Source organism: Ideonella azotifigens (genome assembly GCF_006519715.1).
In the GTDB taxonomy this organism is placed as follows: domain Bacteria; phylum Pseudomonadota; class Gammaproteobacteria; order Burkholderiales; family Burkholderiaceae_C; genus Ideonella; species Ideonella azotifigens.
The window spans coordinates 1-10077 of record NZ_VIDT01000146.1; the positions used below are offsets into that span (position 1 = coordinate 1).

General features: G+C 63.6%; 9 protein-coding genes. All 9 read left to right on the forward strand.

Annotation, left to right across the window (positions count from 1 at the left end):
• Window positions 1–268 precede the first annotated feature (268 nt).
• Window positions 269–2581 (forward strand): type VI secretion system Vgr family protein, encoded by a 2313-nt coding sequence (locus tag FKP22_RS11490; RefSeq protein WP_141287632.1) that lies wholly within the window; start codon window positions 269–271, stop codon window positions 2579–2581.
• A gap of 76 nt (window positions 2582–2657) precedes the next feature.
• Window positions 2658–3119 (forward strand): DUF6484 domain-containing protein, encoded by a 462-nt coding sequence (locus tag FKP22_RS11495; RefSeq protein ID WP_141287633.1) that lies wholly within the window; start codon window positions 2658–2660, stop codon window positions 3117–3119.
• Between the two features lie 8 nt (window positions 3120–3127).
• Entirely contained in the window at window positions 3128–4180 is a 1053-nt protein-coding gene (locus FKP22_RS11500) for a DUF2169 family type VI secretion system accessory protein (RefSeq protein ID WP_141287634.1), read from the forward strand.
• On the forward strand, window positions 4170–5234 hold the full coding sequence (locus tag FKP22_RS11505) for a beta-ketoacyl synthase (RefSeq protein ID WP_141287635.1): 1065 nt from the start codon (window positions 4170–4172) through the stop codon (window positions 5232–5234). Before FKP22_RS11500 ends, FKP22_RS11505 begins: the two co-directional genes overlap by 11 nt.
• A 4-nt stretch (window positions 5235–5238) precedes the next feature.
• Window positions 5239–6144 (forward strand): DUF4150 domain-containing protein, encoded by a 906-nt coding sequence (locus tag FKP22_RS11510; RefSeq protein WP_141287636.1) that lies wholly within the window; start codon window positions 5239–5241, stop codon window positions 6142–6144.
• 26 nt (window positions 6145–6170) lie between these two features.
• The gene (locus FKP22_RS11515; RefSeq protein ID WP_141287637.1) at window positions 6171–6617 is read left to right on the forward strand and encodes a DUF6392 family protein; all 447 of its coding nucleotides are present in this window, start codon (window positions 6171–6173) and stop codon (window positions 6615–6617) included.
• Window positions 6618–6623: 6 nt separating this feature from the next.
• On the forward strand, window positions 6624–7676 hold the full coding sequence (locus tag FKP22_RS11520; protein ID WP_141287638.1) for a hypothetical protein: 1053 nt from the start codon (window positions 6624–6626) through the stop codon (window positions 7674–7676).
• Window positions 7677–7751: 75 nt separating this feature from the next.
• Window positions 7752–7916, forward strand: a complete 165-nt coding sequence (locus FKP22_RS31975; RefSeq protein WP_170200858.1) for a hypothetical protein — start codon at window positions 7752–7754, stop codon at window positions 7914–7916.
• 91 nt (window positions 7917–8007) lie between these two features.
• Window positions 8008–9966, forward strand: coding sequence for a protein kinase domain-containing protein (locus FKP22_RS11525; protein ID WP_141287639.1), 1959 nt, complete (start codon window positions 8008–8010; stop codon window positions 9964–9966).
• Window positions 9967–10077 lie beyond the last annotated feature (111 nt).

The window sequence follows — 10077 nt, forward strand, 5'->3', positions numbered from 1 at the left end:
TGTACCGCGTCGAACTCGGCGCGCAGCCCGAGGCTGGTGCCGATGGCACCGTGGCCTACGAGGCCCGGTTCTGCGTCAAGCCTGGCAAGGCCAGTGGCAGTGCGGTCCAGCCTGTGCTGTGGGACGAAACCGCCCGGCGCTGGCGTACCGAGGACTGCGCTGCGCCTTGAAGGCCGCCGGTGGCTGAAGTGGCCGGGGTGACTTTGGTCGCTTTCGCGTGCGAAGCGGCCTGCGTACCGTAGGACCTCACTCGCGCCTGCGCCGCTTCATGCCGTCTGCCTCGATCACGCTCAGCTCCCCGCTGCCCCCTGACGACCTGCTCTTCGAATCGATGTTCGACGGCTGTGGGCTCAGTGTGCTGGGCGAGACGCAGCTGGGCCTGCTCAGCGAGAAGCCCGACATCCTGTCAACCGACCTGCTGGGCAAGACCGTGAGCGTGGCCGTCACGCTGCGCGATGGCGGCAAGCGCTACTTCCACGGCCATGTGACACGCTTCGGCATCGGGCCGCACCGGGGCCGCTACCACGCCTACCAGGCGACAGTGCGCCCCTGGCTGTGGTTCCTCACCCGCACCACCGACTGCCGCATCTTCCAGGACCTGACGGTGCCGGACATCGTCAAGAAGGTCTTCGAGGACCACACCGCCATTGCCCATTTCGAGTTCAAGCTCTACCGCAGCTACCGGCCGTGGGTGTACTGCGTGCAGTACCGCGAGACCGACTACAACTTCATTGCCCGCCTGCTGGAGCACGAGGGCATCTACTGGTACTTCGAACACACGGCCACCGAACACAAGCTGGTGCTGGTGGATGCCTATTCCGCGCACGACCCTGCGCCTCACTGCGAACGCCTGCCATACCACGAGAACACCGACCAACTGCCGCCCGATGCCGACTACGTGTCGAACTGGTCGTTCAGCTGCGGCGTCAAGACCGGCCAGGCGGCGCTCACCAGCTACGACTTCGAGCGCCCGGCCACCAGCCTCGCGGTGAAGGCCACGCAGCCCCGCGGGCATGACCTCGACAAGCTGGAAGCCTTCGACTACCAGGGCGACTACCTGCAGGTGGCCGATGGCACCCAGTACAACGAAGACCGCCTGACCGAGCTGCAGAGCACCTATGTCAGCATGCGCGGCGCCTCCAATGCCCAAGGCCTCACCACCGGCCATGTGCTGACGCTGGAGAAGCACCCGCGCGAAGACCAGAACATCAAGTACCTGATTTCGGCGATGCGCACCAACGCCGTGGTCGACGGCTACGAGAGCCAGGGCGGCGCGCCTGGCGGCTACCAATGCACCTTCGATGCCATCCCGGCCGACCAGCAGTTCAGGCCGCCCAGGCAGACCGCCAAGCCCTTTGTGCAAGGCCCGCAGACGGCAGTGGTGGTGGGCCCCTCTGGCGAAGAAATCTACACCGACAGGTACGGCCGGGTGAAAGTGCAGTTCCACTGGGACCGCTACGGCCAGCACAACGAGACCAGCTCGTGCTGGGTGCGCGTGAGCCACCCGTGGGCGGGCAAGAATTTCGGCGTGATGCACGTGCCGCGCATCGGCCAGGAGGTCGTGGTCGACTTCCTCGAAGGCGACCCCGACCAGCCGCTGGTTACCGGCCGCGTCTACAACGCGATGCAGATGCCCCCTTGGGACCTGCCCGCCAATGCCACGCAGTCCGGCATCCTGACCCGCTCCAGCAAGGGCGGCGCCTACGGCACCGCCAACGCCATCCGCTTCGAGGACAAGGCCGGCGCAGAGCAGCTGTGGATCCACGCCGAGAAGAACCAGGACATCGAGGTCGAGAACGACGAAACCCACTGGGTCGGCCACGACCGCAAGAAGACCATCGACAACGACGAGACCGTGCATGTGAAGCACGACCGCACCGAGACGGTGGACAACAACGAGACGATCACCATCGGCGTGAACCGGACCGAGAAGGTGGGCAGCAACGAGAAGATCACGATTGGCGTCGACAGAAGCGAGAAGGTCGGCAACAACGAGACCATCGTGATCGGCGTAAACCGCAACGAGACGGTCGGTTCAAACGAGACCATCAGCATTGGCTCGAACCGCAGCATCACCGTTGGCAGCAGCGAAACGGCGACCGTCGCGATGCAGCGCACGCACACCGTGGGCGTCAACGAGACGATCACGGTCGGTGCCGCGCAGGAGGTCACCATCGGTGCCATTCAGGCCATCACGGTCGGCGCGAGTCAGACAACGACTGTCGGCTTGAACCAGAGCAATTCGATCGGCGCGAATCAAAGCACCGATGTAGGCGCCAAGCAGAGCACCAGCGTTGGTTCGGACCGTAGCGTCTCGGTAGGGGGCGCGCAGTCGACCTCCGTCGGGAAGAAGCGGAGCACCTCGGTCACGGATGACGACAGCCTTAGCGTGGGCAAGAACCTGGTGATAGACGCTGGTGAGTCGATCACGATCAAGACTGGCGGTGCGAGCATCGTGATGAAGAAGGATGGAACGGTAGTCATCAAAGGGAAAGACGTGTCTGTCGACGGTTCGGGGAAGATCAACGTCAAGGCTTCGAGTGACATCGTCATCAAAGGCAGCAAGGTAGGTCTCAATTGACGCGTCGGGGGATCGCATGAGGGCATTTGTGGAGCCGGAAGTCACCGCGGCCGAAAGCAAGCCTGGGGACGCCTCATTGACCGAGCTGCAAGCCAATCCCTTGCTGTTCGGACAGTCGATGTCGTGGCCGCTGGTCGCAACCGTGGTCGCCTTCGACGAGAGCGGGTCACCGATGGTCGACATGCCAGACGTCATGCCGGGCCGCCTTGTGAGCGCACGCAGCACGGTGCCACTGCCACCTGGACGTTGCGAGGGCGTGATCGTGCTGCTGGAGCGCGGGGATCCTTTGCGTCCCATCGTCGTCGGTGTCATTCAGCCAGCGGGGATAGAACGGCAGCCTGAAGCCGCGAAGAGCGTCGCGGTGAGCGTGGATGGGCGTGCGCTGCAGATCACCGCTCAGCGGGAGCTGGTGTTGCGTTGTGGCCATGCCAGCATCACGCTCACCGCCGCTGGCAAGGTGTTGGTTGACGGGCGCTACGTGGTCAGCCGTTCGAGTGGGGCCAACCGCATCAAGGGCGCGGTGGTCGACATCAACTAGGTCGCACCATGTGGCAGATCCTGAACGCCACGCCGTTTTCTGCAGCTCAGTCGTGGATCCGGGGGCTTGATGGCGCCGAGACCTGGCTGGTTGTCGTGAAGGCGACGTACGATGTCTTCTCAGATGGCACCACGGCCCCCGCGTCGGTACAGCCACCGCCGGTGCGCACGCCGGAGTACTGGGAAGATGCTCCGGGCGTTCTGCGCTACGAGAACGATTTCGTGCTCGCGAAAATAACGACTGACATCGTCATCAACGGGACTGCACATTCACCTGGCGGGCAGCCAGTCGGCAGCTTGGACGTAGGCTTTCGCGTCGGTGGCGTGGGCAAGCGTCTTCGCGTGTCGGGTGACCGGCAGTGGGGCTCAAGCGGATCATGGCGTCCCGCGCCGCAGCCGTTTGTCCTCATGCCGATGCGCTACAGCCGAGCTTTCGGCGGCGCTGATTCCGCATCGAGCCGACCGGACAAGGACTGGTACTGGCCCAATCCGGTAGGTACCGGTTTCGCGACCTCTCGCGCCAATGCGGTCGGCCGGGCCTTGCCCAACGTTGAATATCCGCATGCCATGGTCGAGGCCTGGAGTGATCGCCCGACGCCGGCTGGGTTTGGCTTCATTGGCAGTCACTGGCAGGCGCGCGCGCATTTTGCCGGTACTTACGACGAAGCTTGGGAGCGCGATCGGCAGCCGTTGTTGCCCAGGGACTTTGATCCGCGGCACTGGCAGTCTGCACCATCAGATCAGTGGAGCCCCGAATTTCTACGTGGGGGTGAAGAGGTGGCGTTGCTGAACCTGACGCGGGAGGGCGTCACGCGCTTCGTCTTGCCCAGCACGCGGCTGGCGTTGCGCACACGCTTCATGAACGGGGATCGCATTGACCATCCACCGCCAAGCCTGCATACCGTCATCATCGAACCCGATGCGGCGCGCGTGTCATTGGTGTGGCACAGCGCGCTCGAATGCCATTCGCGTGTGTACCAGCTAGACCATACGCGGGTTGACATGCGCGATGCGCAGCTGACACATCAGGAAGAAGACCTGGAGGCGCTGCTTGGACCTTGACCGCGCTGCCGCGATTTGCGGACTGGGTGCAGCGACCGCCGTCGGCCAAGGTGCCTGGTCTTCGGCCGCCGCTGTGAGGGCTGGTGTGGCTGGTTTTATCCACCATCCCTTCATGGTGGACTCCGAAGGCGAGCCGATGAAGGTTGCTGCATGCGGCTGGCTTGCCGATCAGCCCGACACGGTCATGCGAATGGCGGACAACCTTTGTGCCTCGATTGCCGAGGCCATGGAACCGTTACGAGAAACGAATGGCCTGGTGGGGCTCGCCGCGCCATTGCTGCTCGTCGCGTTGCCCGCGGAGCGTATTCCTTTCGATGATTCTCTTGTGGCTCGTATCAGGCGGCATTTGAGCGCGGCATTCCCACGTGGTTTCGCGCACATGGAGATGCTTCGGTCGGGGCATGCGGGTGGATTGGTGGCGCTGGAGACAGCCTTGGCGATGGTGCGGACGCAGCAGCGCCAGCCGGTGATCATCGCCGGTTCGGATTGCTGGCTCGACCCCGACACGCTTGAATGGCTGGAGGAAACATCGCAGTTGCATGGCGCTGGCGAGCGCAACAACGCATGGGGCTTCATTCCCGGCGAGGCCGCGGGGGCCGCGCTCTTGCTGTCGAGCGCAGCCGCGAGGGCTGTCGGGATCGCGCCGCTGTCCTACCTTGTGGCAACCGGCCTGGGCAAGGAGGACAAGCTGATCCGGAGCGGCGAAGTGTGCTTGGGAAAGGGGTTGTCGCGAGCCTTTGGTTCGGTGTTGGAGGCTTGGCCCGGTGAGCAGGTCACCGACGTCTACTGCGACATGAATGGTGAGCCCTACCGCGCAGATGAGTATGGTTTCACGGTCACGCGTACGCGGCAGCGTTTTCGCGCGGCCAGTGACTTCATCGCACCTGCCGACTGCTGGGGCGATGTCGGCGCCGCGTCGGGACCGTTGGCGGTTGTGCTCGCGACCATCGCGCAGTTGAAGATGTATTCGCGTGGACCGCTCGGCTTGGTCTGGGGCAGCTCGGACGGTGGGGAGCGCGCAGCAGCACTGCTTCGCGCGGCCAGCAATTGCTAGCGCGATGGCCACCGTAAAAGTCAATGGCACGCTGAACGCACTGGTGCACAAGGGCGGCAGTTGGATGTCGATCGCGACGGTGCCGGATGTTTGCAAGACGCCGACGCCGGGCGGTCCTGTGCCGATGCCATACCCCAACATCTCTCAGTCCAGCACGCTGTCTGACGGTACGACCACGGTCAAGGTGGATGGCGGCAACATGGCCGCGATCAAGGGCTCAAAGTTTTCGATGAGCTCTGGCGACGAACCGGGCACTGTCGGCGGCGTCAAGTCCAACACCTTCAAGCAAGCCTCTACCTGGATTCTCTATTCCTTCGACGTGAAACTGGATGGTCAGAACGCGTGCCGTTTTTCCGACAAGAAGTTGCAGAACAATGAGAACACGGTGGATGCCGCCGGTACGATCCCATTGGTCACGCCGATCATCGATGGTCTCGACGAAGTCGAGATGAAGTGCGGCGAGATAAATCAATACGGTGAACAGAAGAAGAAGACCGCCAAGGGAAAGCGGGCGCGAGACCACATCCCATCCAAGGCTGCGTTGAAGGAGCGAGCCAAAGAGCTCAAAGCCCAAGCAGCCAAGAGCAAGCGGAAGAAGGTGCCGCTGTCGAAATGCGAGCGCAAGGTGATTGACGATTCCGCCTTGACCATCGTGATCCCTACCCGTGCGCATCAGCGCGCCAGCCCCAGCTACGGGCAGTCCCGCGTTCAGGCTTCGCGCGATGCGCAGAACCTGCAGGGCGCGGCCAAGGGGGACACAGCGGCCATGATGAGCGACAAGGACGGCATCAAAAAATACGATGCGGCCTGTCAAGAGGCCTACAAGCAGAACGCGGAAAAGATTAACAACATCACGAATGAGCAATACGATTCATGGCTTAAAAAATGCCTTGATGCATGCAAGGCCTGAGCCGACCCACTCCCTGGAGTTCATCGATGAATGCCGAAGACTTCCTCTTCTACCTGGGCAAGACAGACGACACCGAGGACATCAAGATGTTGCTTGCACAACTCGGCGTCAAGAAACATCCGAAGGTGAGGCGTGGCGATATCGACGTCTACGTTGAACTGCCAAAGAAGGGTGTCACGCTCGTTTTTGAACTACCCGAAGACGGCAAGACAAGTCTGCTCTCGCTGACCGACGTTCAGCTGTATGCCGGCCTTCCAATGCAGGACACTGACAAGTTCCCCGGCTCGCTGCCCGAGGGGCTTGAATTTTCCGATTCGTGCGATGAAGCACGCCGAAAACTGGGCCCGCCACCAGGAGGTGGTGGAGATGGCATTGACATCTGGGAACGCCCTGCGTATTCGCTGATTGCCGAATATAGACGCGACCTTTCGAGCATTGCCCTATTGCATTTGAGCGTTCCAGAAGCCGAGTGATGCCGAGTGGACGCAACGATCATGGGCGGTGATTCGCTTTTGGCACTGCTTGGTCGCCCGATTGAAGATCAAGGCGTTCAGGACTGCCTTGAGCGCCTTGCCCGTGGCATCCAGCCCGAATTGGATGCAGAGGACCGAGAGGTCTACGTGGACTGGATCGTTCTTAATGAGCTGGGCCTCGAGCTTGGATTTGATGACCAGGCATATCTGGAGGCACTCGATCCCACCTTGCGTCGCCAAGGGCCCGTGCTGTTCTCTCAGGTCATCTTTCATGCAGATGGCCCTGTCATGCGAAATTTTCCTTTCAAGTTGCCTTTCGGTCTGTCGCTGGACGACGCCCGGCAGGCCACCCGCACTAGACTCGACGCCAAAAGTTCTCAACGGCGCTCATACCTAAGCGACTTCTGGCGCATTGCGGGCCTCGATGTGACGGTGGCCTATCGCGATGCCGGCCATGCGATTCAATCAGTCTATTGCCGCATGCCCGAGACGCCGTGGGCGTTGGACTCTCACACCAGGCTGTTGCCAACTCCCGAAGAGTTCAGGAACCTGTTCGGGCTTCGCTGGTCGCAACTGCAGTTGCGGGCCGCATTGGCGATGTTCGGAATCGACCGTCATCTTGCGAGCGTCAGGCGTGAACACGTGGCGGACATGCGCCGCGAGTACGGCATCGAGTTGTACTTCACCGAGGGTCGTCGGATCGTCGGATCGGACCGACGATATCCGAATGCCCAGGTTTTTTCCGCCGTCACCTACTACGCGGCGCGCGAGCTGGATTCGCTGTGCTGGACTGGACCCTTGCCGTTCGATCTGAATTTTTCTGACACGCAGCAAGATCTTGTGCGCAAGGTAGGACACCGACCGGTGGTTCACGAAGATGCCCTGCTCAGCGGTCATGCGGTTTGGTGCTTTGAAGACGGCACCGGCCTGAACGTGTTGTATTCCAACCTGGAGAACCGGCTGTTGCGCGTTACATGGATGGCGCCCGGCTTTTGGTCGAAAGACGAGCCGGAGGCGGTCGTTGATCACGGTGAGAAGGGCCGTGGTGCCAGGGCATGAGCAGCCATGACGAGGTCGAGCAAGAGAGCGCCGTGGCGGCGTTGGCTGATAGACGCCGGAAGTGAGCTGAACCTCATGCAGGCCAATGTCATTCTTTCGGTTCTTGGATCGGTCTTTTTGGTGCTCGGCATCTGGCGCTTCCTTTCGGCCGGCTATCGCATGGTGCCGCAGGCGCGTGCCTGGATGATCGTTGGGTCTGTCTTCCTTCTCGTTGCAGCCTGGCTGAACTTGCGGACGTAGCCGACGCCTGCCTTGACGCAAGGGGCGCCTCGGGTGCGCCAAATGACTTTCGTACATTGCCACCTCGCCTCATCCGCGGAACCATGCCCGAATGTCTTCCGCTCCCCGTCAAGACGGCCGGGCCGGCCATTCGTCTTCCCTGCCGGACGATGAGGCAGGCAATGTCGACCCCGATGCCACCCGCATCGCGCCCGCTGCCGCGTCCTTGGCTCAGATACCCGAGCACACCGCAGCCAACAGCAAGTCCGTCGGCCGCAATACGGTTTATCCGCAGACCCAGCGTCTGTCCAGCGATACAGCGTCGCCGGCGCCCGTCACCGGCACCCTGCCAGGCGGTCGCATCGCACCCGGCAATGAGGCACCTGTCCGCCAGGTCGGTCGCTACGAGATCTCGGAGCGCCTGGGCCGTGGCGGCATGGCCAGCGTGTTCCGGGCGCATGACCCGGGCATCGCGCGGGATGTGGCGATCAAGTTCCTGCATGCGTCCTTGTGCGAGGACGAGGAGTACCGGGCGCGGTTCCTGAGGGAGGCGCGGGCTTCGGGGGGCTTGTCGCATCCGAACATCGTCACCGTGCACGATGTGGGCGAGATTGACGGGCGGCCTTACATGGCGATGGAGCTGCTGGACGGCGAGTCGCTGGCGGAGGTGCTGGCGCCGGGGCAGCCGCTGCCGGTGCGTGACGTGGTGATCATGGGCATGCAGCTGGCGCGGGCGCTGGACTATGCGCACAAGCGCGGCATCGTGCACCGCGACATCAAGCCAGGCAACATCGCCCGCGTGCGCAACACGCTGGACATCAAGGTGATGGACTTCGGCATTGCGCACATGGAGTCGACCAAGGGCGAGCAGCGCACCCGCGTGGGCGACGTGCTGGGCACGCCGCAGTACATGGCGCCCGAGCAGATGCAGGGCGAGAAGATCGACGGCCGCTCGGACCTGTTCTCGGCCGGCATCGTGCTCTACCAGATGCTCACCGGCCAGCGGCCGTTCCAGGGCGACAGCGTGGTGAACCTGGCGCTGAAGATCGCCAAGGAAGACCCGACGCCGATGGCCAAGCTGCGGCCCGGCCTGCCGGCCTCGCTGCGCCGCGTGGTGGACCGTTGCATGGCCAAGGCACCCGAGCATCGCTTCCAGACCGGCGCCGAGCTGGCCGAGGCGCTGGGCCGGGTGCTGGCCGAGATCGACGAGGAAGCCGGTGCGGCGAACCGGCCGCGCATCGTGCCGCTGCGTGTGAAGTGGGCCGGCATGATGGCGCTGATCGTCGCGGTGGTGATGGCGCTCAGCGCCTCGCTGATCATCCAGCGCCAGTACGCCGCGATGATGGCGCAGGTGGCCGACTACGGCGCGGCGCTGGCGCGTTTCATCGCGGCGCAGAACGCGGTGGCGGCGCTCAGCGAGGATTGGGTGGCGGTGGACGTGTCGCTGCAGGAGGTGATGAAGACGCGCGACTTCCAGAGCGTGACCGTGGCCGACCGCGGCGGCGTGGTGCGCGCCTCCAGCCAGCCGGGCTTGCAGAACCTGCCTTACCAGCCGCCACCAGGCGAGTCGCTGGGCGAGCGTGGCGGCGTGAAGCTCTCGCGTTACCTGGCCGGCGGTGAGCCGGTGCTGGGTTTCGAATCCACCATCACCTTCCAGGGCAAGCCGGTGGGCCGGGTGGCGCTGGGGCTGCCGGAGCGGCCGCTGGAGCGCGTGGCCCGGCTGTCGATCACGCTGATGATCGGGCTGGCGGTGGTCACGGTGCTGGCGGTGGCGGTGGCGATGTTTTTCGTGGCCAACTGGTTCGCGCGGCCGATCAAGCTGATGACCGAGGCGTTGGGCGAAATCTCGCGCGGCCGCTACGACTTCCGCATCCGCGAGCAGCGCAAGGACGAGTTCGGCCTGCTGTACGCCACCTTCGACCAGATGGCCCAGGCGCTGCAGGAGCGGCACGCGCCTGCGGCGGCACCGACGCTGGCGGCCGCCGAAGAAGTGGTCTCCGCCGAGGAGAAGAAACAGGCGGCCGACGCGGGCGGTTCGCCCACCGGCGCCACGGCGGACCTGCCGCTCTGAGCCTCACGATGAACACCGTGATGGCATGGCGCTGCAAGGCGCTCTTGGCAATGGCCTTTGTTCTGGCGAGTTGCACTTCGACGCCGCCCGCGCCGCAGACCCCTCCGCAAG

Excerpts from the sequence above, each read along its gene's own strand:
- FKP22_RS11490 (WP_141287632.1), top strand. The coding sequence starts at position 269 with ATGCCGTCTGCCTCGATCACGCTCAGCTCCCCGCTGCCCCCTGACGAC.
- FKP22_RS11500 (WP_141287634.1), top strand. The coding sequence starts at position 3,128 with ATGTGGCAGATCCTGAACGCCACGCCGTTTTCTGCAGCTCAGTCGTGG.
- FKP22_RS11510 (WP_141287636.1), top strand. The coding sequence starts at position 5,239 with ATGGCCACCGTAAAAGTCAATGGCACGCTGAACGCACTGGTGCACAAG.
- FKP22_RS11515 (WP_141287637.1), top strand. The coding sequence starts at position 6,171 with ATGAATGCCGAAGACTTCCTCTTCTACCTGGGCAAGACAGACGACACC.
- FKP22_RS31975 (WP_170200858.1), top strand. The coding sequence starts at position 7,752 with ATGCAGGCCAATGTCATTCTTTCGGTTCTTGGATCGGTCTTTTTGGTG.
- FKP22_RS11525 (WP_141287639.1), top strand. The coding sequence starts at position 8,008 with ATGTCTTCCGCTCCCCGTCAAGACGGCCGGGCCGGCCATTCGTCTTCC.